We start from the raw sequence: 26,900 nt of genomic DNA on the forward strand, positions 1-26,900 counted from the left end.
CAAGAATCAGTATTGACTAATCGAATCAAATGTTGCGATATATATCGCTTCGCTATACCTGTGAAATTGGATTGGTTGAGCCTTCACGATGTTCTGGACCTCTGCATCTTATAGCTGCTCGGCGGCATCCCTTCAAATTTTCGGAACAGACGATTGAAGCTTCGTACATTCATGCAGCCTACCTCGGATGCAATCTGCGCGATTGACAGGTTACTGTTCAGAAGCAGCTCTTTTGCCTTCTCGATTCGCAGCAAGTTGAGATAGTCCGATATGCTTTTCCCCGTTTGTTCATAGACAATTTTTCGCATGTAGGAGTAACTGATTCCGATTTCTTTAGCCATCTCTTCAAATATGATTTCTTCACGGTAGTGCTCATTCAAATAATGAATAATTCGCTCGGCGTATCTGTTGGATGCTCCCGGCGAGCGCGTAAGGTAGTGAACAATCTCGCTGTAAAATCCAATAACATATTCTTCAAGCTCATCAAGCGTATCAAAAGAAGCCAAGGCAGCGTAAATGTTCCCCCGCCTCGTGAATATCCGCGCTGTGCTGACATTATTCTCTCTAAGGTGTTTAATGGTCACGCCAACCAATTGATGATAGATGAACAAGATATTATCGTAGGACACGTATTCGGCAGAACGGATTTCGTCACGAATGATTCTCAATTCTTCGATAATATTGTCCAGATCGCCATGTCCAAGGAAGTTGAGAATTCGTCTTTCACTGTTAGCAGGATAGATATATTTCTTGTCCCGTGCTTCCTCCTCCCTCCAGTATGTGATGCCGCCGCTGCCGGCGATCATTCGCTGCTTGATCGCTTCCATGGCCTCCCCCAGTCGATCGGAGACCAGACGGATCGAATCTGCCGGACTGCTTACGCCGATCGTTACGGAGTACTCCAGCAATTCGTCCGCAGTGTTCCTCATCCTATCCAGAGCGTTACGAATGCCGATTCTATGGTTGTCATCTTCCCCCTGTCTGTAGTTGATCAGAATTACAAAGTGACCGTCACCGTGATAGACGCAGCGCGCATAGACCTCTTCCGGAAACAAATGATCACACGTCGAGAGAAGCAGGTAGCGATGGTAGCTGCGAGTTTCCGGATTGTTCCGACTGATATACTTTCGATAGCCATCAATAGAAACGACGGCAACAAGAAAGTGCGAAGCCGGGAAGATTTCTTCGGCCTGAGGCGTCACTTCCCCCCGCAGCAAACTATGAATGGCGTGGCTCTGGGCATCCTGCTCGCGGATGCTGAGCAGCTTATAAAGTCCTTCCTCCTCTTCTTGCATTCGTCTGAAGGCCGCCTCGAGGAATACAAGCTCATTTTTATCCTGTACCCCTGGATTGACGCGTCCGCGAATCGTTCGGACCAATTCTCTGGCCGGCTTGGACAACCATGTTGCAATAAATACGGTCAGTATGGATCCCGCAAAAATAATAACAATCGTAAGCAAGATGATACCTCTCTGCAAAGAGTGGGGTTTGTTCATCAGTTCGTCGACCGAGTATATACTCACGTTCGTCCAACCGAATTCGTTCGAACGGGACCACGCGTACAGCAATCGCTCACCGCTGAGCTCCCGAAACATGTAGCCTTCAGACAATTCTTGCCTGGCAATTTCGGTAATAAACGGCTCCTCATAGGCGTTCTTGAGCAACAAATCCTTGTCATGATGGGAGATGATGGCACCGCTTGGCTTCATGAGCAAATAGCCTTGCTTCCCCGATTTCGTTGATCGCAAATACTGCTCGATTTGACGCTCCTTCAAATTGACCACAATCGTTCCGCGAGTAGCGGTTGAAAGACGGTTTAGAGGCAGCGCAAACGATATTACGTTCACTCCCGAATCAAGCCTGCGCGGATACCACACGCCGCGGATCCCTTTTTGCTCAAGAAGCGCCTCGTTCAGCCAGTCGATGGATTCATATTTGTCCAAACTCGTAATGCCTTTATCCGTCGAAATCACGTAATTCGCATCATCGAGGTAAAAGAAAGACGAATAGACCCCATCGACGCTCTGATTCAGATTCAACAATTCCTTGAGCACCGCCATCGCCTTGCTCACATTCATATAATCCTTCTTGAGCCCGGCAAGGGACTTAAACGGGCGGATTCGATCAAAGATATCAGTGCCGCCAAGGCGTACCGTATTCTGGGACAAATTGTTAAGAGCGTTCTCGTTTAGCTCGCGATTGGCATTTAGTTCTGCAAGCGAAGTTTCCGCGAAGGCATGCTCCGAATTCCGTAGAATCTGAGAGCTGCTGTACCAGGTTAAAATTGCCATCGGAATGGCCATGATGCAAAATAGGATCAATGCCAATTGCATCATCATCGGAATTCGCTTCATTGGACCCCTCCATCCTTTAATTGGTTGTACTAGAATCAACACAGATCAATAAAGCGCTTTCATATGTATGAGTCTTTTATAAAAGCATTATAAGAAATATTGAAACTGGGGAAATATTGAATGGTTCTACTGTCGTTAGCCTCCCTTCGTTTGATCATCAAAAAAAACCTAAGTTATTTCCTTTCGGAACGATAATCAATTCTCCTGCCGTTATAACAGATGACCGGGAGTTTGAAAACATCCCTTTTCTTGTTCATCCGTTATTCGAAAATCGGCGCACATTGCTTATTACGAAATAAGCTGAGCCATCAGGTGGCGTCAGCTTATATGCGTTTTAAACCTGAAAAATATTTTTATGATGGGCTCGTATGAATTTGATTCGTAGGGGCTGCAGTGGTTACCTGGCACTTTTAATTGAAATGCTTTATATTTGTCCATTGTAAGACATAGTCAGACATGGTTCATTTTAAAGAATGGATCTCATGTTATGTTAAGCCCAAATTCTCCCACTCGTAAATCACCAATAATGATATTTTTGATCCAAATCTGATTCGATCCTAAAAATGAATCATATTTTACCATCTTGATCAAAAATGACATGCCATAAATCTGTTGCATTAGATAATCTAATCGACTACATATCTGCACCACACATCCGCGCAATTAAAAGAGCGGAAGGCTTCTCCCGCTCTAATGATGTAAGTACGTTTAGATGATATCTGCTTGCTTGATTCTCATTTTTACGATGCCTTCCGGCTTTTCACCAGGTAGTTGTACATGAGTTCTGCTGCCATGGCCCGATTGGTAACAGCCTTCGGAGACAGCTTGCCTCCACCGGTGCCTTTAACCAATCCGGTATCCAGCATGAAGTCCATCGCTTCCCGCGCATAACCGGATACGTCCTTCGTATCGGAATAGCGATCGATGCCATTCCCTCTACCAGGCAGCTCGTTCCCTGCCGATTCCATCATCGCATGGAGCATGACGACCATATCCTGACGCGTGATGGAGTCCTCCGGCCTAAACCGGTTATCTCCCGTCCCATGGACCAGCCCAAGCTTCTTCGCCTCAGACAAATACGGCGTGTAGTACCGGCTGCCCGCATCGGCAAAATTACCGTCGTCATCCGCGTTCTCTGGCTTCATGCCGAAGGCGTTCATGGCCATGACCAGGAAGTCGGCCCGGCTGATCTCCTCCTGCGGGAGGAATCGCCCTCCCCCTGCACCCTTTACAATATCTCGGGCTGAGAGGAAATGTACGGCGTCTGCATACCAGCTGCTCGGCTCCACATCCCGATAGGACACCTGCGCGTAGGCGATTGCATAGGTCCCGAGCTTGTTCGTATCGAAGGTCACGGCGCGAAGCCCGGTATCGTAATATCCGTTCATCATGGCGGGTACCGATCCTGTTGCATCGACTTCCCACGCAACCAGCTGGTCCGAGCGTTCGGCCGCCTCCGCATCGTAATGGAGCGATACCCTTACATTCGTTCCGCTTCCCGTCCATTCCACCATCTTGCCGTCGATCTGCAGAAACAGCTCCACGACCGGTCGGTTCCCGATCCCGGAAAGTCGGTCCGCGGAAAGTCCACTGCGGTTGCCCGGCCGAATCACGAGGCCCGTGAACTGCCCTGCTTCCGGCAGTTGGTTCAGCATATCGGAAGGCAGCTTCACGGTTGCCTGCGGGGTCACGATCTCGATCCGCTCCTGTGCGTGATTTCTGTTCAAGTAAGCCGACGGGATCTGGATGACAAATTCGCCGTTGAACGAACGGGCATTATCGTCCATTTGAATGGTTACGGTCTTGATCCCTCTCCGGTCAGCAGCGACGCTTTCGAAGACAGTGCTCAGATCCGAATCGCTGACTGATGCCTGAGCCCTCTGACCACTTATGGTGACTCCGACCGTAATCGTTCCCGGTTTGGAAGGACCCGTAGTCGGCGGCGTGCCCCCAGGCTTGCCTTGGCCCGGTTGATTGCTGCTGCCACCGTTATTTCCGTTGTTTCCGTTATTACCGTTATTTCCATTGTTGCCGTTATTGCCTCCGCCATCGTTTCCTCCTCCGTCATTCCCGCCGCCCGGAGGAGAGGTTTTCTTTGAGGTCGTAAAGCGATAGATTTGGCTAAGCCGCTTGGCGCCGAATTCATCGGTAATATCCATATACCAGTAATACGTCTCACCGGCTTTTCGTCCATTCCATGCGGCAGAGGCGATTTCTCCGGACTTCACGGCTTTTTGCTCGCCGATCAGCGTGTCTTTGTACACGTTGACCGCAAAATAATCGGTTGCCACCCGTTTTTGAATGTCCCTGAACGCAAACGGCTCAGTAAAATCCTCGATGGCGTCGTCAAAGAAATTATAGTCGTCTAAGTAAGGCGAATACGTATCCACATCCAGCGTTCCGGAGGTTGGATCGAACTTCAGCAGGCGCAGATAACCGTTTCCTCCGTTCGGTCCTCCCTGATAGTCCGCCAGCATTTCGATGACCTGTCTTGACGATCCATCCGGATGTGTCACCGTCTTCACGACCCGGTTGGCAGCATGATAATGTCCGCTCAGCACGAGCTGCACGTTTTTGTTCGGTGCAATGACCTGGTCAAAAACGCTCTGCGCCATATTGGACAGAGTGCCGTTGCTCTCCAGATAAGCGTGCATGCCCACGATCGCGATGCGGTCCGCATGCTTCTTCAGCGCCTCGTTGGCCCAAGCAATCGTTTCCGGCGTATCCTCCAGTCCAAAGCCGATATACAGGAAAATAAAGTCATGGCCTCCAAACGAATAAAGGTCGTAATGGTTGCGGTTGTTATCCATTTCGCCGCCATACCACGGATTGTTTTTGTACCGGTCAGCCCCGACATACTTTCCGTAGTAGGAGTAATCCACACCGTCAATGATGACGTCGTGATTGCCCGCAAGCACGCCATACGGTACTCCTGCTTCGTCCAGCTTCTTTAGGTTGCGATCGGCTACCGCCCACTGCTTCTCGTCGTCGGCCACGTTCACAATGTCGCCGGTATGAATCACATAACTGAACAAACCCTTCTTGTATTCTTCCGTGATCCAATCGCCCAGCTTATCGAAAATGTCCGGGTACGACTCCGCATAATACTGCGTGTCCGTAAACCATAAAATGTTGAACGGCGCGTTCGCGCTCTTCACTTCATCTTGGACCATGGCCTGAATTTTACCGTTTCGTACGAAACGGTTTGGCTCCACTTCGGCAGACAGCGTGATATCGGATTCCGTTTCGTTGCCGGTGGCCGACTCCAGCCCCGTCCACTTGCCGGTCTCATAATCCCAAGCATACAGCGTCACGATGCGCCCCGGAAGTGTGCGCCCTTGCCAGTGCAGCTCTACCGCATCTCGCTGCGACCACGCTTCGTCCAGCTGGACTTCGAATCGATGATAAGGGAATCCGGAATCCGTATCCGTGATAAGGTACTCACCGTCCGGGTATGAAATTTTGTCTGCATCCTCCTTGCCGATCCCCTTCTCGCCGTCCGGCTCCAGCACAAGCGGCGGCTCCCGGTCTGCAACGTTGATGCGGCCTTCGATCCCGTCTTCGCGGGCAAAATCGTATTTATCCCCTTCCAAGAAACGAACGTCCATCGAATCTCCGCTCGGATCGCTGAGTCGCGCTCTCAGGCTCGGATTCAAATTTACATTCTCCGCGAAATCGGCTGGGGAAACTTCGCCCGGAAGAAGAGGCTTCTCGTCTTCAATCATGAAAGTACGAGAGATATCCGCCGAGTTGCCGGCGCCGTCATGAACGGTCACTTTCAGAATATGCTCGCCAGGCGCAAGCTGCGTAGAAGACGTTTCGTAAGGAAACTTGATCGGCTCGCCATCAAGCTCCGCCGTAATGTCGGTTACGCCGGTCAAATTGTCCAAAGCGACCACATCCAGCGTGAAAGGGCCTTTGAGCTGCATGGCATCCGCCAACAGCTGCCCTTCCCCATACGTTATTCCCTCAATCTCGGGAGCCGTATTATCTACCGTCACGTCGATAGATTGGAAGTCTTGGCCGTTCATCAACATGCTAAGGGAATATATCCCGTCCTCTACCGAATCGGTGTCGAGCTCGGAATATCTCGCCGTGAACTTGTCCTGCGGGATCGGAAAATGAAAATCGCTGATCATGGGCTTGTTCGGATTGCTGCCGTAATCTGCGTCCCCGAATCCGTAATACGTATCCTCCCGGTAATCCACTGTCGATTGCCCGAGGTTGCCCAGGTAGTTCAGCACCTTGTCCGGTTTGACTACAGAGCCGTCCGGCAGCACGAGATGAAGATTCATCACTTCGAAATCGTCATGGTTGTTCTTGCCGAATACTTTGTCGTGATCTTTGACTTGATACGGCGCATTCTCATTCCCGGTATGCACGGAAACGGTCGTACCGGTCACGAAAAGCTCTGGAGTCATGTCGAACATCGACCAGGCGCCGTCCATGTATTTGGGCAGGATGCGTCCGAAAAATACCGTCTCCCCGCTTGCGTCCAGCGCGCTTGCCGACGCTTGGTAAATCTGATCGATGCCACGGGTCTGCATGCCCAGCTGCACCTTACCTGGCAGCGCCTTGCGAAGCGGCAGCGGATTTCCGTCAAAGCGGATTTCGATATCATCCTCGGCCCGGGAGCCGTATGCGTAGAAGAATGCCTTCCCGCTGAGCATGCTGCCGTTTGCCAAGGATAGGCCCGGATCCGGCAGTTCCGTTCCCGTGCTTTCTTTGTTAACCGTTAGGAGGCCCCCCCTGGAATTATAGGGTACCCGCGTGCGGTTGCCACTGTCGTCGGCCGCATCGATGATATAACGATAAACGCCGATCTCATTTAGCGTGATCGAGCCTTGGTAGACGTAACGGCCGTTATCCTGGGATGCAAGCGTAAGCGCATGCTTGTCCGTAAACACCGTCGGCTCCTCGGTAGCCGCTCCAATCAGTACTTCTACGGAAGCAAGAGGCTCATCGCTGATCACGGAAACCGGATAAGCCTGGCTCTTGCCCATATTATAGGCGGTCTGCTCATGCTGCAGCACTGGAGCGATCATGTCGACGCCTGCCACAGGCGGCACCTGACCAGGATCAATGCTCCCGGGATTGGCGTACATCCGGTTATCCAATCTTCTCATGGTTGTTCCTGCATCGGGGTAAGCATATCGTACGACCGCATTGCGGACGTCGTTGACCAGTCTGTCCGGGCTGTCCGGCGTGCTCGGATCGTACCAGGCCTGCACGATGTACGAATTGGCCTGTCCCGGCGCGGACAAGGCAATCCCGCGATGCAGCGAATTCGGTAGATTGAAATCCGATGCTTTCGAATTATCGTAGAAAATGATGTCATTATCCTTCAGCGTGCTGTTAAAATGCAGATTAAAGTCGCCCGTCGTGGTATATCCCTTTCCGTTCGCAACCGCTTCCTTCGCGAACCAGATTACGGCAGCGCTGTATGGTTCGATCGAGGTATGGTCCGGTATCGTCCAATGCTTAGGCGCTGTTGTACCCGGATATAGGTACGAGAGCGTGTAATCCTTGAGATCCAATATCTGATTCGAATTATTGTAGATTTCGACGTATTCATACTGGTTGCCGCTACCCCAGCGGTAATCCCCGGCCGGGTTCGGAAGAATCTCAGTGATTAGGATTCGCGGAACGTCCCCGCCGGCGGTTCCTCCGGTTAACGCCGTTTCATACTCGCTGGATCTCGAACGCTGAAGCCCATCTGCTGCCTCTATATAATAGTGCAGCTTATCGCCGGTCAGCTGATCGGCCGGAATGACGGCATCGAATTGGTTCCCCCCGCGATCGATCATGTCGATCATGCTGTAGGGGCTATTGACGGCCGTTTTATAATACAGCTTAACTTCTAGCGCATCTCCGTCGGCGTCATAGACGCTTGAGCTTACGGTCAGCGGCTGCGTCCGTTCGGTCGAGGCGACGGGCGTGTGTCTGATTTCCGGGACGTGATTGTCAGGCGGCAATAGCTGCCCCGGGTCGATGATTCCGGCGGAAGGCAAGGCTTCCCTGGCATAAGGGATCATGTCCAAGCCGCCATTAGGAGGCTGGAGATGCACGCTCTTGCCGTCACCGACATCTTCGGCGGTATAATAGAAGCCGCTGATTACATCGGCGTCATCGCCTTTTCGGGTTATGTATAAGCCGCGGTCTGTGTTGTTGAGGCCGTCCTGCCCCCGAAGCTTGAATACCGGCACATGGTCGGGAACCGAGTGGTACAGGCGGAAATCGGATTCCGTCAAGGCTGCGGCTGCCCCGGTTATGGACGAGCTTGTGCGTTCTACCCAGAGCACGGCCGGGCTGTCCGCCGGGATGACCGCCCCATCCGGATTGCCGTAAACCGTGTCGGTCACCGTTAACGTCTTCATACCCGTATTGTAGTCGTAACGAATGTTGAACTCGTCGTTAAACGAGATCGGCGCAACCGAATGATTGTAGAGCTCAACATATTCGAACAGATCGGCTCCGCCTGCCCCCTCGATCGTTTGCTGATTCGACCGGTCATCGGGATAAATTTCCGAGATCAACACCGGCATCGCTCCCGATGGGGCGGCATAGGCTGGGGTGCTTGCAAGCGCAAGCTCAAATAAACTGCTGCCGATCAGTATGCCGGATAATAATCCGGCGATCCATTTCCGCTTCATGTGCTCCTCCTTTATGCTTTTTCCCTCTAAAAGCCTAAAGCATAAAGGTCAAGCGAATATCAAATGAAATCGCATGTTTCGTAAACTGAATTGAAACACAGAAACACGGATCAATTTCTGCTAATCCAAAATCATGTCAACGACTTGCTTCGCAAACGCAGCATAGGGCTCAATCAGATCAGGACTTTGATCGATTGCCCACCTGAGGTTATCGAAAGCCCTTAATAGCAGCAAATGCCTCATGTCATCAAGGTCTTGTTCACGTATCCCGTACCCGTCTAAAAACGCTTTGAATTCCTTAATATTCGGGCCTTCTTCTAGTCCTAATATTTGGTACTGCATCAATTGAGTAACAGCTGCATGCGGTACCACGCTTACTTCTGCATTGCCCCAATCCAGTAATATAACTTGGTTTGCCTGATTGACCATCGTATTCTTTAAAGAGATATCTCCATGATTTAAACCGAAGCGGAACGTTTCTTTCTTCAAATTCTCGAACAGCTTTCTCACTCTCTGCGATTCCACCTGCGAAATTACGCCAAGCTTAATCAAGCGATCATGCTCTGTCAAACTATTGATATTATACTGCACGTACCCGTGCCAACTGCCATCTGATCCTGCATGAGAAGGTGACTGAAACTCACCATGGACTGGATCAATCAGATTCCCTCCAAAACCTTTCACTTGAATCGAATGAATAAGCTTGGCATATTCGCCAAGCTGCCTCCAAACTTCGGACTTGGATACCGTACTGTCTAATCCGTTGTCGCCATGTATAAATGTTTGAATCATATATGCTGTTTCATCAACGATACCAATGGACAACACCTCAGGCCCAGGAATGCCAACTGCGGCTGCTTGCTCGATACACCATTTTTCTTTGATAAAGCTTGAAAATGTATCTTTATCGTTCATGCGGACGACGACTTTATGACTCTCTGTTTCAACTACGCAAACCTGATTTACGATACCTTTACCTATGATCTGGTATGACATTTTCGGTTGTTCTAGCAGAAAATCGCCTGTAATTCGTTCTGCTTGCATAACTACAGAGTGCTCCATCGTATCTTTCATCCCCCTTTAATAAAGCTCCGCGATAAAATGTTCTATCACATAGAATACCAAAATGTTGGAGATCATGACTGGTAAAGATTCGTTATTAACTAAACTATACTGGCCGTAAGTTTTAACAAAAAGCAGCCGTTCCTAATGACCAACCTGTTCCATTATCCGTATTCTGTGAAAGAAGTTGAATCTGCTTGCGTTCCTTATTTGCTTCTCTTGTTTGGGCGCCTCTGATGATGCGGATGATTTGTCCTCTTCCCGTTTCACCTGCATGGTTCCGTATCAATACGCAGCTGCCTTGTCAGCAACTCTCCCATCCCTTTTCTGCATAAATCCGATCTCAATACACATTCTATATTGTACAGCTTAGAAAAAAGGTGGAATGTGAAATGGCAAATAACAACAACTATAATCATAATCAGCATGATCATACGGATAATAATGATCAGCGGCAGAACAAAGTACATGGTGGGGAGTATCGCAATGGACGTCTTAGCCAAATTAAAAATAATAACCCGGATGGCGAAGATGTTCCGAATGAGTTTGTAAGTCGAAAAGAGTAATAGGAACCTAATGGATAATCCTTCAAGCTGGCTCTGTCTACAAATGTAATTATGCGAGAAGGTGTCGATTTCCTCTTCTCAAGATACAAGAGACCCCCACTGATTCTTCGTTGATCAGTGGGGGTTAACATGTTCATCGACGTATTCTGGTAATAACTACTTTCGGTTGTTGGGGAAAAGAATACCTTCTGCATATTCTCAAAATCTACACCATTCATTCTTCCAGCACAGCGTTCAGCCGATCTAAGTTTTGTTCATTGGCCACGACGCAGTATTGCTTAGCTTCTTCGAACTCCGCCGCTTTCATGAATAGCTGGCGAAAAATGACCCTTGTACGGTCGCCCAGTTCCTCGAAAGTAGCCGTCAACTGAAATTCGTGGCTATCCGGATTGGTCCAGGCTTCAAAGACCCGCACACGCGGAAAATCGAATTCTCGCGAAGTTATAATTTCGTTCTCACCCATAGTAGATTTCATGGGTATACCTCCTATTCGAGTGTTTTGCCAAGTGTATCAAGCATTTCATTCGTGCCATGCTCACGCACTTCCGGCGTATCATACCCGTCGAAAAATGCCCCTTGCTCGGTGAAGACCAGCTTTGTGCCGCCCTCGGTCGGGATGAATTCGACTGTTGTGAGTGAAACAGACATACGAATGTCGTCCGAATCCAGGGAGTAGCTATAGACGATGCGCTCTTCCGGCACAATTTCTTGGTAGCATGCGTCAAAGGTAAAGACGGGACCCTCTGGCGGGCCTCCTCTGCTGTATTCGCGTCCTCCGACATGGAATTCGAAAATATCGGGTTTTGAGAACCACTTTGCTTTGGCGGCCGGATCGGCCCAAGCTTGATAGACCTTTGCAGGCGAAGCTGTATAAGTCCGCTCCACAACGAAGGTAGCATGTTTGACAAATCGTTCGTTCACGGTTATTCCTCCCTAAATTTCGATTCTATCTCTTCCTCGGCAATGAAATCACCCAATAAATCCAGATGGTGCTCCCAGCTCGTTCTCCGCTCGATCACTAACTTCTCATGGCTCTTTTTAATCGCTTGCATGAGATCGGTGAAGTCTTCCACTGCTAAGGGAGCCTTCCCCTGCATCGACTTGGATACATGATGAAGCTGTTCAAGGAGCATTTGCTGCAGCTTGATTTGTTCTTTGATTCGGGCTATTTGCAGGTTGACGATCTCTACTGGACTCATCTGCTCGTCGTTCAGGACGGACTTGACCTCCTCCAAAGATAAGCCTAATTCCTTAAGCGATATAATCTGCTGCAGGCGTGACAGGTCAGATTCATCGTACAGCCTATGTCCGGACTCCGTCTTGCCCGATGGCGAGAACAAACCGATTTGATCGTAAAATCGCAAAGTCCGCACGGTGAGTCCCGTTTGTTTGGCAAGATCCCCCACCTTCCAATTTCGTTTCATAAGTGCTCCTTTGTTAGCGCTAACTATGTACCGGTAGATTAAGTATAAAAGATGACGTAACGTTAGGTGCAATCGAAATTTTTTATTTTGGTAAAAAAACAACTACATGAATCGCCACTTGAACACATATTTTCTTTCTGAATATATACATGTCGTTACATCTTAATAGCAAAAAAGCCGCGAGTTCCGCGACTTCCTATGCGTATATGTTCTAATCCTCCGACAATCCTCTACTCCAATTACAGACTCTTTATATGAGTATGTTTTAATTTCTGATGGATGAATTACTCTCTTGCAGCGTCTCCATCATGATATAAAAATATGGACTGTCGCCAGTATTGTCTATGTATAATCTAATCGTTCCACAGAGATAACATTTATTAATCATTTAATCCCTTTCCAGCTAGGATATGCGGGATATATTTTTCAACCCTAGATTCTCGGGTTTTGGATTGCTTGGGTGTAGAAAAATGGAGAAGGTATGCTCTTTGTCGTCCCGGCGTCAATGCTTCAAAAGCCGTCTTTAAGCCTTGGATTTCCACGAATTTATTTTCTAATTCTTCCGGTATGATGTATTCCGTATTCTTTTTATAGGTCACTTGCAAACCGGCCTTCTCAACTTCAATGGCTTCATCAATATATGTTTTCAAGATAAGTTGCATTTCATCGATCTCTTGAACATTGGTGAACCGGATCTGACGCGCTGCCTGAACATTCGCTGTTTGTTGGATTAGGATCCCGTGGGGATCTTTTAACAATGCGCCTTTGTGAAACAGAAGCGCACAGTAATCCTTAAATCCATGAATCAAAACGATGTTTTTATTGTCAAACGTGTAACAAGGATGCATCCATTTAAAATCCTCGGTCAGCCCGCAGTCAAGAGCGATTTCTCTCAGCAGCTTGAATTCTTCCTTCCACTTCTTAAGCTTGTTAAAATAAGGATCAATCTTTGAATTCCTCTCACCTTTGATCATCAAGATCCCCCTCCTGAATTGAAAATCCATAGATAATGTTAAAATCATTCTTCATTATCCTCTAGAAGTTGATTCAAGCGCAACATATTCTAGAGCCACCATTCCCCCCCCATTTTACTCTCAATAAAGTCCATATGTTACTGCCAGCGAATATCTGCAATGACCGGATAGTGATCCGAAGCGTCGTAAGGAAGAACCCTGGCTGTGGCCCGTTCTGTCGGCATGTTTACAAAGATGTGATCGATCTCCATACCGTTCTCCATGGTAGGCAGGTTGTTCTGAAGAGTGACTTTTGTCCATCGGGAGCTCAACCGTTTCATGAATGGATCGTCCATATCCATATTAAAGTCCCCAGCCAGGATCGCCGGTTGTTCCAGTTTCTCTAGAGCACTCCAAAGAATGGGGTTCTGTTTGATCCGTTCCTTCATATGTACTCCCAAATGGGTATTTACTACTGTGACCACGGCATCATTAATTTGCAGCTTTACCATTAAGATGCTCCTTCTCTCTTTAGACCCGCCAATATACTGAATTTCTTTTGAAATTATCGGATAGTGGCTTAAAATGGCGTTTCCATATTGAAGGATAATGAGATTAACGCTAGGAGAGAAACAAGCGTGCATCCCGAGCAGTTTAGCCAGCCTTTTCAGCTGATCTCGAAAGCCGCTTCGGGGCATAAAACGGTCCACCCCTTGCAATGCAACAATATCCGGTTGGGCTTTTGTGATTACTTCCGCTATGCGGCTCAAACTGGCTTTCCCATCTAATCCTTTTCCATGCCGTATACTGTAGGACATCACTTTCAGATTAATGTTGTCATCCATAGAATTCACCTTTTCCGTATTATGTAACATTCGTGTAGTTTGCGATAGAGAAAAAAGCTAATATTCCAAAGGAAACGATGAAATCTAAAACCAAGCTTATCCCCGCAACCCTTTGTTATTTTTTCACAATAGGACAACATTCATGAGTCTCAATTAATGGCAATTGCAATAAATATCTTGTTACAGAATTTGAATGAACTGATTAGAGCGTCATCTAATCGGGGTGAATATAAGTTCTTGCCCATTTCGACTAACAATGCAAGTACTTGTCCTCAGCTCGGGACAAGAGCTCTCATCGGTTAAAACAAAAAAGCCGCGATTTCAGCGACTTTGTATGTGTTATGCTCTTGTCCTACAACTTTCTATCGTCACTTCGATGTGTTTTTGTCGCCAATCACAGCTTCGGTTCTGTTAACGCTAGGTCAATTTTCAATAGCATCGGAAACGTTTTTGATCGTAACTGACCCGTTCATTGGATCAGTCCTGTGATCAGCTGCAAATCCATACCCGTTCCACTAATTAACAATCGTTCCTTCTTGTTCCCGAGTAACTGCTGGGTCCAATCCACGAAACCGCCATCCACAATATTCACTCCATCCACATACACTTCGAAGTTCAGGCCTTTGTAATACTGGTTGGTGCTATCTACCCTGTCTTCAATCAATAAGCAGGAGGGAAACTTTACATTCAAATGATCGACCAATCTATCCAACAAACCTTCTGAATCGGTATAGCCCTTCCGCATATGAAGAAATACCTTAATCTCCTTACCTAGTTTCTCGCCGTAATAATTGAGATAGAAATCGATATGCCGGGTCAGCGAATCTTTTTCGAAGCGATAAGAACCGGTATCTCTTCCTGAACTAACCAAGGTAAATAAACCGAAATGAGGAAGGACATTGGCATTTTTAAACCACTGCCCTCGAGTGACTCTGCTGGCCGCGCAAACATGCACATCGCTGACGCTGTTGTTTATTGTTTTGTTCTTTATGCCATTCGCCAGATAGATCGCAAGCATATTGGTGCTGTCCGACATTAATTCGACGCCTCTTGTCGCTGAAATCACCTTGTTTTGATCTACCTTCGCAATCACCGAACAGCTTCCCAGCGGGCTAGCTGGAGAAAGTTCCAGTGTGGTAAATCCACGATGTTCAGCCAATTCGAGCATATCAAGCTCTTTTTTCCTCAGCTTTATGGGACTGAGTTCGGAAGGCTTTACAAAACGATTCGTCGTATATTTGTTGAGCAAATCGACGGGAGAACTTTGAGCCGTAATTTCTTTTGAAAGCGCGAGAAGAAGTGTCGTCATTTCCGATTGCGACAATGTTGTCGTCAGTTCCGTAATCAAACGTTCATTTCCTAATTTCGCAAGGATTGTATGTACGATTTGGGGATGTTCCATATTCCATCTTCAACCTCCTCAAAACTCACCTTATTCCATCGCCCAACGCGAGATACTACCGCTATGTCCTTATACGTTTCCCTAGAGACGTCGGCAATCGGTCGAGGCTGCTCAAGTTCTTTTCCTGCCAATAACCGTGCAAGCCTTCTTCCCCTTTATGCTCCGCCCACCGCTGGAGCGTATCCCTCTCCTTTTCGTACGTCATGAATGGCACCGAATAACCGCAGGACGTCTGGACTTTATGTATATCGACCGTAATGATCTGCCGGACTCCAGGCAGCGGTTCGAACATTCCGTATACCCGCTCCCACTCGCTGTCCCCCGGCAGAATAACCGTTCCGGTTCCGTACAGGCGCAGGATGTTCGGCGGACCCTGGAATGCGCAGAACATCATCGTGATTCGGCCGTTCTCTTCGAGATGGGCGCTGGTCTCATTGCCGCTCCCGGTCAAATCCAAATACGCGACCTTACGTTCGGACAAAATCCGGAACGTGTCATATCCCTTCGGCGACAGATTGACATGTCCATCCCGCGACATCGGCGCTGTTCCGACAAAGAACAGGTGCTGCTTTCGGATAAAGTCCGTATGCTCGGGGAGCATGGCCGGAAATTGTTTTCCCATTCGAATCCCCTCCGATGAACTTGTATTGCGTTCGATTCGCGCGTGATCACCGCCCGGGTTGCGCTCAAAAGCGTTCAGGACGGATCGCTTGCTTCATACGTGATCTCGTGCTTAGCTATACGTTCATTGTATTCGAAGCCGCCACATAAATATAATATATTCTTAACCTGCATAGATACACTCCGGTTATGAATGAGGCGACTAGTGGCCTATTCAGCAGCTCCGGATCTTCTAGTAAACGCCATTCATTAATAAAAAAACCATCATGATGATCACTGATGGTTTTTTATATTCTAATATAGAAACGAATCGATTTATAGATCTAATAAAATGAATCGTAACTTTTTCACGGTAGTATCGATTATGGTGTCTCGTAGTTTTTTAACGGCATACCTACATATTCACGGAAGGATCGGATCCGCTCTGCCTCAAACTCGAAGACGATTGCAAGCTCATTGCGAAAAGGCCGCCCATTCAGCAAACCTTCCGAGCGAAATACCACAACCCCGTGGTCCTCGTTCTCAAGCACGATGAGTGGAGTCAGCTGCATCTTAAATACGGAGCGCTCGAACCGGATCAATTCCTCGAACCGCTCTTTGCCTTTCTGCTCGTGATTCCACCCCTCTAGGGGAAGCGGAACGAAGAAATGGAAATCTTCCGTAACCTTCTTAAGAAAATCTTCTGTATGCCCTGTTTCTAAAGCTTGCCTAAAAGCATCAAACGCTTCGCTAGTTCGGGATGAGACCGAGCTAAAGGATTTTTCCATGAAAGATTCCTCCTCATTATGGTTGACTGGTCGCTGTCGCTGTTTCCATCAAGTCGTTTGGATTGGTGAGGCCGGCAAGATAAAGGACTCAAGCTATTCATAGGTTAGCGCGACAAAACCTTTAACTGGCTCGCTATCGTTCCAAGGTGAAAAGCTTCGTGAAACAGAATGAAGTTTAACAACTCACCAGAGATGTTAAATTGGAACGGTCCCAAGGCAAACGGAGTTGAAAGCTTCTCGCCCAGCATTTCAGGTTTCAACTCCGATAAGCGGGAAAGCTGCGCGGTTAACATCTCGACCAACTCTTCCTTCGATGGAGGAGCAAACGTCCAGTCCAAAGGCTTTGTTCCGGAGTTAAACAGCGTATCATACAAGTCCGGTATGGCCGATGGTGAGCCGAAGATCAAGGGAGAGTACTTATCCATCCAATAAATCATATGACCAACATTCCAACGGATTGTATTGTTGAAACCAGCCGGTTGAATGTCGAACAGTTCCTCAGGGATCGCCTGCACCTGCTGCAGTAGCACTTGACGTGCGGTTTTTGCCGTGTTGATCATCATTTCAGACATGTTGATTTCCTCCTTTTCATGAGAAACACTTGAACTATTCTTAATATAGGTCTCATGGAACTTTCCATCAATGCAGTGGGCGTTACCGGAACGTTAAGTATAAGTTAATGATGATGCATTGACAGGATAAGGAAGATGAAGTAACAATAATCTGTAACATTCAGCCAAACAGGCAATAGAAAGCAGGTGTGAGCGATGGAGTTAAAACAACTGCAATATTTCATGGCTATTTGTGAAGAGCTTCATTTCACGAGAGCAGCCGAAAAAATGGGAGTCAGCGCACCCAACATCAGCCAGCAGATAAGGCGATTAGAAGAAGAATTAGGGGTTCTGTTGTTCGATCGTGTGGGAAAAACAATTGTCCTTACAGACGCTGGAGCGATTCTTCGTGAACATGGTGCTGCCGTATTCACGCATCTGCAGCAAGCGGGCGACGCCATCGCAGATCTGAAGCAAATGCAAGGCGGATCCCTTTCGATCGGGGTCTTGCCCGGTGACGCGGATCTCATGTTCAACGCCATGCTGCTAAACTTCCATCAGACCTATCCCACTATCTCGCTGTCCCTTTTGGAGACCACGAAAGTAACAGAACAAGTTCTGGATCGAAGCATCGATGTCGGCGTAACCATTGGACCTGTTATCGATGAACGTGTCACGTCAATTCCACTGTTTCATGAGGAGTTCTCATTAGCGGTGAGTATGAGTGATCCTCTTTCCACGGAGAACTTCATCCCATTGAACAAACTGCAAGCCTTAAAGATGGTCATGTTTCCAGCAGACCACCAATGCCGCAAGCTGATCGATCGCTTTTGCATGGACAACGGGTTTTCTCTACAGCCGCATATGGTGACGACAACATTATCTTCCCTCCTTCAAATGGTACAGAGCGGAGTTGGCGGTTGTGTTCTGCCGCGACTTCTGCTGGAGAATCTGCACAATCCAGACATCAAGGTGGTGCACCTGAGGAACCCTACGCCTTCTCAAGACATTTGCCTGATCTACCGCAGCGACAGGTATGTCGGATACGCCATGCGCACCTTCATCAAGACTTTGAGAGCCTACATCGAAACAGCTATCCAGCAATCAAAATCTTCATAAATAAGGAAACAAGCTACTTTTTAGTACTGCACTGCGGACTTTGCCAATATATTTTATAGACATGATCATGATGGCTTCTTCTATAATCAGGGAAGGAAGAAAAGGATATGCCGATACGTCCGCCAATCTTGCAGAGGGGCGATACCGTTGGAATCGTCACCTTGGGTAGCCCGCTCGCTGCTGACATCATTAATGCACGAATCGAATATTTGAGAGCAATGGAGCTTAATGTTGTATTGGGTCAATATGTATATGCGCAAAACGGGTTTCTTGCCGGCACAGACGAGCAGCGGGCAGCCGATTTAATGATGATGTTTCGAGATGAGCAGGTTAAGATGATACTGCCCACACGAGGCGGTACAGGAGTGGCCGGAATTCTTCCGTACCTTGATTATAATGAGATACGAAATAATCCAAAAATCGTTACGGGTTACAGCGATATCACGGTACTACTAAATGTACTGCATCAATATGTGGATTTAATAACATTCCATAGTCTGCTGCTTATTGACTTTAAGCCTGAAACGCCCGCTTATAATTTCGATCAGTTTTTTTCCGCAACATCCGTATATTCATCAACCCGGTCAATCTTGAATCCGCCGGGAATGCCGCTGATAAGCCGTGTTCCGGGCAACGTTACGGGGCAGCTTGTGGGCGGTAATCTGACATCGTTTGTCGATACGCTAGGCACGCCTTTTGAAATCGATACACGCGGAAAAATTCTCGTTCTCGAAGAAACACATGAACCTACCAATACCGTTTACAGGTACTTGAATGATCTGAAGCTTGCCGGAAAATTTCGTGACTGCATCGGCATTATTATGGGGGAATGCTCGGGCTGCCAGGCGGCTTATGGCAAATCCTATGAAGATGTAATCAACGAATTTGTGGTCCCTCTCGGTAAGCCGCTTATAACGAACCTGGCTACAGGACATGGTATTTATAAAGCCGCTTTGCCGATTGGCGCAACCGTGAATCTCGATTCAGTCAATAATAGAATTACTACAGTTGAACCTACCGTCAGCGTTTAACGTCGGCTAAGACAATGAGCTATGTCGTCTAACGACAAGCCGCACTGAGCCGTGCCGGCAATGAAAGTCCCTTGTGCTTGTAAAGCGTACTGCACAGACTAACATGCAGTAAAAAACAGCCTTGGCCGACGAACGGCCAAGGCTGTTTGCATGTTTACTACGAGCAATTCGGCGTAATTGTTGCATAGGAGCTGACATGATCCCTGCTTACTTCTCGTCGAGTTGTGTTTGGATAAAAATGATAATTGAAGAACACATGGATCAATTCTCGAAGATTTGCTGAATCATGAGCTGCAGCTAATCGCGAAAGAGCGCCATTCCCGATCCGTTAGTATGCTGCTTTCTCATACAAATCAACAGGCAATGCCTGCACGAACGGCGACCAATCGCCCGTCGTGTAAACATGAAGCCGATGCATGGCCCTTGTACATGCTGTATACAGAAGTTTGCGATCATTTTCCCGGCTGTAAGCTTGGGGTGAAGCCTCATAAATCAGAACCGCATCAAACTCAACACCCTTCGCGAGATACACGGGAATAACCATCGCTCCTTTATCAAAGGTGACCGTCTCCTTCGTAATGAGCTGCAATGTCTCGCTTCCTTGCTCCCGTAATGATTCAAAGGCTGTGCGGCTTTCAGCCGCAGTCTTCGTAATGACGGCAATAGATTCAAAGCCTTCGGCTTGCAGTGCCGCGATGTCTTTCAATATTCGTGCGTCACGCTTCTCCCCACCTTCTAACCTAGCGAGAAGAGGTTTCGGTCCGCTCCTTTCAAAGGGGACGATTTCCGACTCATCAGAGAGCAGCATTTTCGTAAATTCCACAATCTCACGAGTTGAACGATAACTGCGCACAAGGCGGATCAAGCTTGTTTCGGCTTCACCATAAAGCTGAACCAGCGGCGAATCGGACTCCTGCAGCTTTGTAGACTGCGTAAAAATCGCCTGCCCGAAATCGCCGAGTACCGTCATGCGGGCACGAGGAAATAGTTTTTTGAGATACTCATATTGAAACGTCGAGTAATCCTGCCCCTCATCGACAAAGACATGCCGAATCTCCGTGTTCGTCCGAACGCCTTCGATCAGTTCTTTTAAATACAAATACGGAGTCGCATCCTCATAGAATAATTCGAGCCGGTCCAGCTTTTCTTTGGTCTGCTTGCAGATTTCAGGCCATAGAACAGGGATCTCGGTCTCCTTCGTCTTCTCTTGATAAGCCGCTTCATCGTCAAACAATTGGACGTATAGGCTTTGGACATCGATAAACGATAATTTCCTCACGCTTTGTCTTATCGGTTTGAAGCTCATCTTCACGATCCTTTGGCTGAGCAATTCCTCCTCCCGCTCGGCGAAGTCAAAGTCACCTTCATCTTCCCGGCGCTTTTTGGTTATTTTCTCGTGAACTTCGGCGTAACGCTCGGCAATGTCAAACACTTCCCTATCTTTATGCAGCTCGCTGAAAATTTCCGCATATTGGTCGTTGTCCAAGTAATGAAGCTCCTCCTCAACCCAGGACGCCCCGCGCTCCTTGCGTTCCAATAGTGAAAGTTCCTTCAAAAGCCACTTCTGCAGGAGATCGACACGATTGGCCAAGCTCAAGGAAGGGTCATAACTGTAAAATTGCGATCTCATTTGCTCCGCGGTGATCAGATCACGATCCCGGAAATGAATGCCTTTGAAAAGCATGCCTTCGCGCCCCAGCCACTGCGCATAGTTCTGCAGGGCTCTCAAGAAGGCCTCGGAAGCTTTGTACTTCATCCCCTGAAGACGAGCTCCATATTCGGGAGAGGATTGTGCAGTCAGCACATATTCGATCTGATCGAAGGGATCCTCCAGACGCAAGGATGAACCCAGCCAATATTCTAGATATTCCTGCAAAGTCGTCTGCTGCATGTTCTCCTCACCGAGCTCGGGAAGGACGGAAGATACATAACTGTTAAAAATTTGATTAGGTGAGAATAGTACGATCTGGTCAGCCTTAAGCGAATCGCGGTTTTTGTACAGCAAATACGCCACACGTTGCAAGGCCGCGGAGGTCTTCCCGCTCCCAGCCGCCCCCTGCACGATAAGCAGCCGGCTATGATCGTTTCGGATAATGGCGTTTTGCTCTTTCTGGATAGTTGATACGATACTCTTCATTTGCGAGTCCGCGCCTTTGGCCAGCATTTGTTGGAGCAGCTCGTCACCGATCGTTACGTTCGCATCAAACATATGAAGAATTTGTCCGTTGTGAATCTGATACTGCCGTTTCAGCTCCATCGTGCCCGTGATCTGCCCGACCGGCGTGACGTAAGAGGCCGCACCAGGGGAGTGGTCGTAGTAGAGACTCGCGATGGGACTGCGCCAATCATACACCAGGAAGCTCAATCCATCTTCATCAATGAAGGAAGATACGCCGATATAAATCTGCTCGCTCACGTTCAGGCCGTCCTCTAAAAAATCAATGCGCCCAAAATAGGGTGAAGGCAACAGCCGATGTAAGCTCCTCCATTGTTGCGTCAGAAGCCGATGACGGCGCTCACGTTCAGATAACACCGCAGCCTGTTGTTTAATCGTATAAAATGTTTCTTCAAAATCTTCGTCCGAGCTCGTGTTGACCGTAACCTCTTCCCAGAATCGCCTGCGAATCTCAGCAGCCTGATCGCGCAGCCCGGTAACGTCCGGTTCCAACTCGTCGATCCTCGCCTTCAGCTTTTCCCTTACCTGATCCAGCCGTTCTTGTTCTGTCCGCCATTCCTTCGCTTCCATGTTTTCCTGAACACACTCCTTTTCAATCTGGTCTGAAAAAAAGAGCATTGACAAATCAGAAATCACTGGTGTAAAATAAAATTAGGAAAAGTAATTATTATACCAGCTTAATATGATTTTTCAATCGCGCTACCGATTATATCACGGCGCTTTTTCTCGTTCAATCATTTTTTTTCTTGGCGTATCTGCCAAGTTTTTTTGTTTTCCCGTAGAATACAAACTCGCTCGTCCCCTCCTCTCACATCAATTACAAGATGTTAATTTTATTTCTGGATTCCGATGGTATCCACTGTCAAGCTATCGTTAACGCAAAAAAAACCGGGTTGTGGGAAGAGGTTCCCCAACCCGGTTTTGTCAAATGTTAATCCGCCGGCTTTCTGAGTGCTTTTTCTTTTTTTATAATGGTCTGTTCATATCTTGCGATTTTATCGTTGAGCCGTACCAGCGTGTTCGTCATTTCTTCGATTTTGTCCGCAAGCCGACTGCGCTGCTCAATCAGTAGCCCTTTTCGTGTTTCGAGCGTGTCGTCTCCTTGTTGAAAGAGCGTAACATACTCGATAAGCATCTCGACCGGAAGCCCCGCGCTTTGACGCATGCATTTAATAAAATCGACCCATTTGATGTCTTCCTCCGTATATTCCCTGATACCGTTTTGATTCCGGTTTACAGGCGGAATCAGCCCAATTCGCTCATAGTAGCGAAGAGTATCCTGGGAAAGCCCGAACCTTTCGCTAATTTCTTTAATCGTCACCGCCATGCCTTGATTCACCTTCTCATCTTTCAATACCGTTTCCTGATATGCTTAGGCTATAACGCGCCCACTACCCGGTGAGGTACATACGGCTCTTCGAGGGAGGCGATCTCCTCCAGGGTGAGATTGACCGAGAGAGCGGCTGCCGCGTCTTCGAGATGCGACATTTTGGTCGCACCGACAATGGGAGCTGTAACCGGTTGTTTTTGCAGCAGCCAGGCAAGAGCAACCTGCGAGCGGGGAACGGCTCGCTCTGCTGCAATGACTGCAAGCCGTTCCACAATTACCCGATCGGCATCGGCAGTGGCATCATACTTGGATTTTTGAGTCATGTCTGTTTCGGAACGGTGCGTCGTTTCCGACCAATCGCGTGTCAATCGTCCTGATGCTAGAGGACTGTATGGGATCACGCCAATTTTTTCGGATTTGCACAGCGGCAGCATTTCGCGCTCTTCTTCGCGGTATATGAGATTGTAATGGTTCTGCATCGAAACGAACCGGGTCCAGCCATTCTTCTCTGCGACATGCTGCGCTTTGAGAAACTGCCATGCATACATGGCCGAAGCTCCGATATAGCGGGCCTTTCCGGCTTTCACCACATCATGCAGGGCCTCCATCGTTTCTTCGATCGGCGTATCATAATCCCAACGATGGATCTGGTACAGATCGACATAATCGGTACCCAAACGCTTGAGGCTCTTGTCGATTTCACTCATGATGGATTTCCGGGACAGCCCCATGCCGTTCGGACCTTCGTGCATACGGAAATGAACTTTAGTCGCGAGGACGATTTCATCCCGGTTGGCGTAATCCTTCAATGCGCGGCCTACAATTTCCTCACTCGTACCGTCTGAATACACATTTGCTGTATCGAAAAAGTTAATGCCGAGCTCCAATGCCTTTTTAATAATGGGACGACTGTTCTCCTCATTAAGCACCCATTGATGTATCCATCGCTCTGCTACGCCGAATCCCATGCATCCAAGACAGATGCGGGATACGTCGAGTCCGGTATTCCCTAGCTTCACATATTCCATGAACATCCCTCCTTAAATCTAGTCTATCACCTGGAGTTAACTCAAGGTCAACATGAAATAAAATTCTCATGACTAACCACCTATATCAATACACCTCAGATCATGTTCGTCAGTAATTACATCCGCATCGGGAGTTTGAAGATCAAGTCTTGCAAGCTGTTCTTTACGCTTCTTCAGCCACTCCAGCATGTCATGATATTGAAAATCCAGCTGAAATGAGCCGACAGTCGTTCCATTGAGCTCTGCAAAAATCCGCAAAAATAAACTCAGCTCTTCCTCCAGCCTCTCCCGGCTCTTCAATCCGCGGGTCAGTAAAGCAGTCAGATAGGTGCCGTTATCAAGCGAGCTGTTCTCCAAATGGTAGTACCGTCCCAATTCCATTAGGAAATGCCCGATCTCGCCGCTGGCATCTTTAAATACGTACTCCGACAGATAGCTCTCCATTTCACCTTCCCGATGCAATCCCGGCGGTTGACTGTATTCGATTCGGAGTCCCTCTTCATCCCATTGCAAAACATAGCCTTCCGGATGTAGTCCCTCCCGTAAAGAGCCCCCTATATGAATGGACGAATCTGTGGAAGCACCATGCTGAGAAGAAACTGCCAACGCCTGCACCAATCGAGTGTTCAGTCTCACCTGCTCCACATCTGAGACGGCTCGTTCCTGAATGTCATACGTATCGCTGGCTGACCAAGTCTTCTCCCCACACAGCCTTGATTCTCCTCCATAAAAAAAAGCCGCGATTTCCGCGACTTTGTATGCACATATCTTAAAATACAGGCTTAATCACCATAAGAAGGATAATAATGACTGCAATTAGGTTTGCCAGCATATCTCGGGATTGTTTTCTCTGAAATAACATCTTATATTCTGAGGAAATCTCGCTAGACACTGACTGATTCAACGCGATTCCTTGCATTTGTTTCAGGATCGGTTCAACCGCAAAGATCGCATACATTCCTGAGATAAAAAACAAAACTAGCGAAACAATGTACCATTCCGATTGAAACAAGTAAGGGTTCATCCAGCCCATCAATAATCCTGATAGGAGGATAACGCCAAAAGAAAAATTGGCATTTCGGTTCAATTTTTCAACGATATGATGAGCATATTTCAGCTGTTCCACCGACGCCGCCCTCTTCAAAATCATATTGAACAGAAACACGGGTCCAACTCCAACAATCGCTGATAATATATGGAAGACTAACAATGATGTATAAAGGTAATGCATCTCATCATCCCCTCCTCTATTCCTTGCTCCAAGTAACACAAAATACTCGCCTAAAGTTCGCATCGTTATCAAGAGCGTCGACTAATACCGTAGCTAAGTCTGCTCTAGATATTTGATATGGACCAAAAGGGAAACCATGGCGTTGCTCCTGGACTCTTATCTTCCCGGTTGCAGAGTCATTATTTAGTTGAGCTGGGCGGTAGATAATCCAATCAAGCTCACTCTCCTGGATGAGTTTTTCGGCTTTATCAAGTTCCGTCAATTCGTGACGGTAGATCCACCTAGCGACGGATGAGAAGATCCGGGGGTGTTTGGCTTCAAGCAAATAAGAGCTGACAAAAATGAAGCGCCGGGTTTTGGCTTCCTTCATCGCTCTGATAATCGTTTGCGTAACGCCAGCTACACCGGTTTTCCCGCCTATAATCGCAATAACTGCATCCGTACCGTCAATCGCTTGAAGAACGTCAGAGTCATGAAGTCCGTCTCCAATTACAATTTTGTCTAAGCCTTGATCCATATTTAACAACTGCGGACGTCTTGTAAACGCAATAAGTTTGTGTCCACGTCTCATGCCGTATTTTAGAACCTCCAGCCCTGTCGGGCTGGTTGAACCGATGACGGTTATTCTCATATCCATCTCCCCTACTCATTAGACTCACTGGCGAGTTGAAGTTTGTATATGCTTGTTCAAATTGTTTAATACGATCTTTAACAACCTTATTAATTCGAGGTACTCCTCTGCTGAGATGCCTTCCGTTCCAATATCCATCACTTCTGCTAGCGCATCCTCAATCTTAGGAACGACAGCCCTTCCAGCATCAGTTAAATAAATCTTTTGGTTACGTAAATCGATGGGGTCAATCTCTTTGCGAATATAACCTTCAGATTCAAGCTTGCGGATCGCCTTTGCCGTCGTTGTCTTGTCGACCATCAGTTGCTCGCTTAATGTTTTCTGATTCACCTCCTCTTTCATTGAAAGCATTAGCAAAAACATATGCTGCCCAAATCCCAAGCGATGCGTCGCAAGCCGCGGAGTTAGCAACAAATGTAAATGACGATTGATCGCGGTTATTTCTTTTCCATACGATTCGTTCTGGTATTCATGTCTTTTCATCTTATTCAACTCCAATAGTATCACTAACCAACTATATACATTTTATCTGTATTTAGTTGAATGTGACAACTGTTTTTTTCGCATGCAACCCATATCTCATTTGTTTTCTATTCCGGCATTTTAGCTCCAGCACGGCAATCATTAAGAACTTGAATTTATAAAATTTCCGGAAGCCGATAAAAAAAGCTTTCCATAGTCACCCGTTCGGCGATTATAAAAAGCTTAATCTGTTTTGTGATTGGTTTGTTTTAGATGAACCGTTTCTTCTAGAACTTCCGTTCTTCTTGTGTTGTCACACAAATAACTCAAGAGCAAGGAAAAGGAGCAAACCGCTAACACTTGCATAAGCACTGAGGAGGTATTGTTTGGAATCCTTCTTGTAGCGTCTTTCAATAACAGATCGGAAAGCGTGTAGAACAGCTGTCACAAGAATAACGTCCTGATATGCCTCCACTCTCCATTCCCAAACAAATCTCATATAGTAAATGGCGATAAGGGAACCAGCTACGAGGATGAGCTCACCAATTAGATGAAATCGATTGATATGCTTATACAGCAGCTTATCTGAATCGTGGGATACCTTCAGCTTTTTTTTGATCCATAAGTACCCGGAGACGAATACGATCGCATACAAAATGATACTCATAATGAGCATTCTAAAGTCACCCCTCTC

General features: G+C 47.5%; 23 protein-coding genes. 3 read left to right on the top strand and 20 right to left on the bottom strand.

The genetic code is table 11. The features are described from left to right. Nucleotides 1-83: 83 nt before the first annotated feature. The 3 genes from PAEVO_RS10250 to PAEVO_RS10260 all read right to left on the bottom strand — a co-directional run bounded on the left by PAEVO_RS10250 (nucleotide 84) and on the right by PAEVO_RS10260 (nucleotide 10,081). Complete coding sequence (locus tag PAEVO_RS10250; protein ID WP_100537441.1) at nucleotides 84-2,354, bottom strand: helix-turn-helix domain-containing protein; 2,271 nt, start codon at nucleotides 2,352-2,354, stop codon at nucleotides 84-86. A 740-nt stretch (nucleotides 2,355-3,094) separates the two neighbouring features. Beyond that, a complete protein-coding gene (locus PAEVO_RS10255) occupies nucleotides 3,095-9,007 on the bottom strand; it encodes an S-layer homology domain-containing protein (RefSeq protein WP_100537442.1) in 5,913 nt (1,970 codons plus the stop codon). 120 nt (nucleotides 9,008-9,127) lie between these two features. After that, nucleotides 9,128-10,081, bottom strand: coding sequence for a phosphotransferase family protein (locus PAEVO_RS10260; protein WP_243390717.1), 954 nt, complete (start codon nucleotides 10,079-10,081; stop codon nucleotides 9,128-9,130). A gap of 380 nt (nucleotides 10,082-10,461) precedes the next feature. On the opposite strand from PAEVO_RS10260, the gene PAEVO_RS33765 reads away from it, so the two are divergent. Then, complete coding sequence (locus PAEVO_RS33765) at nucleotides 10,462-10,635, top strand: hypothetical protein (RefSeq protein WP_165789646.1); 174 nt, start codon at nucleotides 10,462-10,464, stop codon at nucleotides 10,633-10,635. A 214-nt stretch (nucleotides 10,636-10,849) separates the two neighbouring features. Here PAEVO_RS33765 and PAEVO_RS10265 read toward each other — a convergent pair whose 3' ends face one another. From PAEVO_RS10265 to PAEVO_RS10305, 9 genes are all read right to left on the bottom strand, one after another. After that, nucleotides 10,850-11,110: an SRPBCC domain-containing protein gene (locus PAEVO_RS10265; protein ID WP_207797466.1), complete on the bottom strand. Its 261-nt coding sequence runs from the start codon at nucleotides 11,108-11,110 to the stop codon at nucleotides 10,850-10,852. Nucleotides 11,111-11,121: 11 nt separating this feature from the next. Then, nucleotides 11,122-11,556: an SRPBCC family protein gene (locus tag PAEVO_RS10270; protein WP_100537444.1), complete on the bottom strand. Its 435-nt coding sequence runs from the start codon at nucleotides 11,554-11,556 to the stop codon at nucleotides 11,122-11,124. Nucleotides 11,557-11,558: 2 nt separating this feature from the next. Next, the gene (locus PAEVO_RS10275; RefSeq protein ID WP_100537445.1) at nucleotides 11,559-12,059 is read right to left on the bottom strand and encodes a MerR family transcriptional regulator; all 501 of its coding nucleotides are present in this window, start codon (nucleotides 12,057-12,059) and stop codon (nucleotides 11,559-11,561) included. Nucleotides 12,060-12,439: 380 nt separating this feature from the next. Further along, on the bottom strand, nucleotides 12,440-13,033 hold the full coding sequence (locus PAEVO_RS10280; protein WP_100537446.1) for a YdeI/OmpD-associated family protein: 594 nt from the start codon (nucleotides 13,031-13,033) through the stop codon (nucleotides 12,440-12,442). A 137-nt stretch (nucleotides 13,034-13,170) separates the two neighbouring features. Beyond that, complete coding sequence (locus PAEVO_RS10285) at nucleotides 13,171-13,857, bottom strand: endonuclease/exonuclease/phosphatase family protein (RefSeq protein WP_165789647.1); 687 nt, start codon at nucleotides 13,855-13,857, stop codon at nucleotides 13,171-13,173. 469 nt (nucleotides 13,858-14,326) lie between these two features. Continuing rightward, on the bottom strand, nucleotides 14,327-15,259 hold the full coding sequence (locus tag PAEVO_RS10290; protein ID WP_100537448.1) for a hypothetical protein: 933 nt from the start codon (nucleotides 15,257-15,259) through the stop codon (nucleotides 14,327-14,329). Nucleotides 15,260-15,320: 61 nt separating this feature from the next. Then, the gene (locus tag PAEVO_RS10295) at nucleotides 15,321-15,881 is read right to left on the bottom strand and encodes a pyridoxamine 5'-phosphate oxidase family protein (RefSeq protein WP_100537449.1); all 561 of its coding nucleotides are present in this window, start codon (nucleotides 15,879-15,881) and stop codon (nucleotides 15,321-15,323) included. Between the two features lie 361 nt (nucleotides 15,882-16,242). Next, nucleotides 16,243-16,647 carry a nuclear transport factor 2 family protein gene (locus PAEVO_RS10300; protein WP_100537450.1) on the bottom strand — a complete coding sequence of 135 codons (405 nt, stop codon included), beginning with the start codon at nucleotides 16,645-16,647 and terminating at the stop codon, nucleotides 16,243-16,245. A 104-nt stretch (nucleotides 16,648-16,751) separates the two neighbouring features. Further along, complete coding sequence (locus tag PAEVO_RS10305; RefSeq protein ID WP_100537451.1) at nucleotides 16,752-17,219, bottom strand: DinB family protein; 468 nt, start codon at nucleotides 17,217-17,219, stop codon at nucleotides 16,752-16,754. Nucleotides 17,220-17,414: 195 nt separating this feature from the next. On the opposite strand from PAEVO_RS10305, the gene PAEVO_RS10310 reads away from it, so the two are divergent. Beyond that, the gene (locus PAEVO_RS10310) at nucleotides 17,415-18,317 is read left to right on the top strand and encodes a LysR family transcriptional regulator (protein ID WP_100537452.1); all 903 of its coding nucleotides are present in this window, start codon (nucleotides 17,415-17,417) and stop codon (nucleotides 18,315-18,317) included. A 107-nt stretch (nucleotides 18,318-18,424) separates the two neighbouring features. Next, nucleotides 18,425-19,348 carry a S66 peptidase family protein gene (locus tag PAEVO_RS10315; RefSeq protein ID WP_100537453.1) on the top strand — a complete coding sequence of 308 codons (924 nt, stop codon included), beginning with the start codon at nucleotides 18,425-18,427 and terminating at the stop codon, nucleotides 19,346-19,348. Between the two features lie 328 nt (nucleotides 19,349-19,676). Here PAEVO_RS10315 and helD read toward each other — a convergent pair whose 3' ends face one another. The 8 genes from helD to PAEVO_RS10355 all read right to left on the bottom strand — a co-directional run bounded on the left by helD (nucleotide 19,677) and on the right by PAEVO_RS10355 (nucleotide 26,882). Continuing rightward, complete coding sequence (helD, locus tag PAEVO_RS10320; protein ID WP_100537454.1) at nucleotides 19,677-22,094, bottom strand: RNA polymerase recycling motor HelD; 2,418 nt, start codon at nucleotides 22,092-22,094, stop codon at nucleotides 19,677-19,679. A 361-nt stretch (nucleotides 22,095-22,455) separates the two neighbouring features. After that, the gene (locus PAEVO_RS10325) at nucleotides 22,456-22,851 is read right to left on the bottom strand and encodes a MerR family transcriptional regulator (RefSeq protein WP_207797502.1); all 396 of its coding nucleotides are present in this window, start codon (nucleotides 22,849-22,851) and stop codon (nucleotides 22,456-22,458) included. Between the two features lie 50 nt (nucleotides 22,852-22,901). Beyond that, a complete protein-coding gene (locus PAEVO_RS10330; RefSeq protein ID WP_100537455.1) occupies nucleotides 22,902-23,882 on the bottom strand; it encodes an aldo/keto reductase in 981 nt (326 codons plus the stop codon). A gap of 72 nt (nucleotides 23,883-23,954) precedes the next feature. Beyond that, nucleotides 23,955-24,518, bottom strand: coding sequence for a hypothetical protein (locus PAEVO_RS10335; protein ID WP_133120322.1), 564 nt, complete (start codon nucleotides 24,516-24,518; stop codon nucleotides 23,955-23,957). Nucleotides 24,519-24,651: 133 nt separating this feature from the next. After that, entirely contained in the window at nucleotides 24,652-25,176 is a 525-nt protein-coding gene (locus tag PAEVO_RS10340) for a DUF2269 family protein (protein WP_100537457.1), read from the bottom strand. Continuing rightward, a complete protein-coding gene (locus tag PAEVO_RS10345; protein ID WP_165789649.1) occupies nucleotides 25,130-25,744 on the bottom strand; it encodes an NAD(P)-dependent oxidoreductase in 615 nt (204 codons plus the stop codon). Before PAEVO_RS10345 ends, PAEVO_RS10340 begins: the two co-directional genes overlap by 47 nt. Before the next feature lie 24 nt (nucleotides 25,745-25,768). Continuing rightward, nucleotides 25,769-26,227, bottom strand: a complete 459-nt coding sequence (locus PAEVO_RS10350; RefSeq protein ID WP_100537459.1) for a MarR family winged helix-turn-helix transcriptional regulator — start codon at nucleotides 26,225-26,227, stop codon at nucleotides 25,769-25,771. Between the two features lie 292 nt (nucleotides 26,228-26,519). Beyond that, nucleotides 26,520-26,882 (bottom strand): DUF4181 domain-containing protein, encoded by a 363-nt coding sequence (locus PAEVO_RS10355; RefSeq protein ID WP_100537460.1) that lies wholly within the window; start codon nucleotides 26,880-26,882, stop codon nucleotides 26,520-26,522. Between the last annotated feature and the right edge of the window lie 18 nt (nucleotides 26,883-26,900).

The organism is Paenibacillus sp. GM2FR (assembly GCF_002803325.1).
Lineage (GTDB): Bacteria > Bacillota > Bacilli > Paenibacillales > Paenibacillaceae > Paenibacillus_AQ > Paenibacillus_AQ lautus.

What these genes read in the sequence shown, in the direction of transcription:
- PAEVO_RS10255 (WP_100537442.1), bottom strand. Translation starts at nt 9,007, where the DNA reads ATGAAGCGGAAATGGATCGCCGGATTATTATCCGGCATACTGATCGGC.
- PAEVO_RS10290 (WP_100537448.1), bottom strand. Translation starts at nt 15,259, where the DNA reads ATGGAACATCCCCAAATCGTACATACAATCCTTGCGAAATTAGGAAAT.
- PAEVO_RS10355 (WP_100537460.1), bottom strand. Translation starts at nt 26,882, where the DNA reads ATGCTCATTATGAGTATCATTTTGTATGCGATCGTATTCGTCTCCGGG.
- PAEVO_RS10285 (WP_165789647.1), bottom strand. Translation starts at nt 13,857, where the DNA reads ATGGATGACAACATTAATCTGAAAGTGATGTCCTACAGTATACGGCAT.
- PAEVO_RS10260 (WP_243390717.1), bottom strand. Translation starts at nt 10,081, where the DNA reads ATGAAAGATACGATGGAGCACTCTGTAGTTATGCAAGCAGAACGAATT.
- PAEVO_RS10350 (WP_100537459.1), bottom strand. Translation starts at nt 26,227, where the DNA reads ATGAAAAGACATGAATACCAGAACGAATCGTATGGAAAAGAAATAACC.
- helD (WP_100537454.1), bottom strand. Translation starts at nt 22,094, where the DNA reads ATGGAAGCGAAGGAATGGCGGACAGAACAAGAACGGCTGGATCAGGTA.
- PAEVO_RS33765 (WP_165789646.1), top strand. Translation starts at nt 10,462, where the DNA reads ATGGCAAATAACAACAACTATAATCATAATCAGCATGATCATACGGAT.
- PAEVO_RS10295 (WP_100537449.1), bottom strand. Translation starts at nt 15,881, where the DNA reads ATGGGAAAACAATTTCCGGCCATGCTCCCCGAGCATACGGACTTTATC.
- PAEVO_RS10330 (WP_100537455.1), bottom strand. Translation starts at nt 23,882, where the DNA reads ATGGAATATGTGAAGCTAGGGAATACCGGACTCGACGTATCCCGCATC.
- PAEVO_RS10275 (WP_100537445.1), bottom strand. Translation starts at nt 12,059, where the DNA reads ATGAAACGAAATTGGAAGGTGGGGGATCTTGCCAAACAAACGGGACTC.
- PAEVO_RS10345 (WP_165789649.1), bottom strand. Translation starts at nt 25,744, where the DNA reads ATGAGAATAACCGTCATCGGTTCAACCAGCCCGACAGGGCTGGAGGTT.
- PAEVO_RS10310 (WP_100537452.1), top strand. Translation starts at nt 17,415, where the DNA reads ATGGAGTTAAAACAACTGCAATATTTCATGGCTATTTGTGAAGAGCTT.
- PAEVO_RS10325 (WP_207797502.1), bottom strand. Translation starts at nt 22,851, where the DNA reads ATGGCGGTGACGATTAAAGAAATTAGCGAAAGGTTCGGGCTTTCCCAG.
- PAEVO_RS10280 (WP_100537446.1), bottom strand. Translation starts at nt 13,033, where the DNA reads ATGATCAAAGGTGAGAGGAATTCAAAGATTGATCCTTATTTTAACAAG.
- PAEVO_RS10300 (WP_100537450.1), bottom strand. Translation starts at nt 16,647, where the DNA reads ATGGAAAAATCCTTTAGCTCGGTCTCATCCCGAACTAGCGAAGCGTTT.
- PAEVO_RS10315 (WP_100537453.1), top strand. Translation starts at nt 18,425, where the DNA reads ATGCCGATACGTCCGCCAATCTTGCAGAGGGGCGATACCGTTGGAATC.
- PAEVO_RS10305 (WP_100537451.1), bottom strand. Translation starts at nt 17,219, where the DNA reads ATGTCTGAAATGATGATCAACACGGCAAAAACCGCACGTCAAGTGCTA.
- PAEVO_RS10340 (WP_100537457.1), bottom strand. Translation starts at nt 25,176, where the DNA reads ATGCGAACTTTAGGCGAGTATTTTGTGTTACTTGGAGCAAGGAATAGA.
- PAEVO_RS10250 (WP_100537441.1), bottom strand. Translation starts at nt 2,354, where the DNA reads ATGAAGCGAATTCCGATGATGATGCAATTGGCATTGATCCTATTTTGC.
- PAEVO_RS10265 (WP_207797466.1), bottom strand. Translation starts at nt 11,110, where the DNA reads ATGAAATCTACTATGGGTGAGAACGAAATTATAACTTCGCGAGAATTC.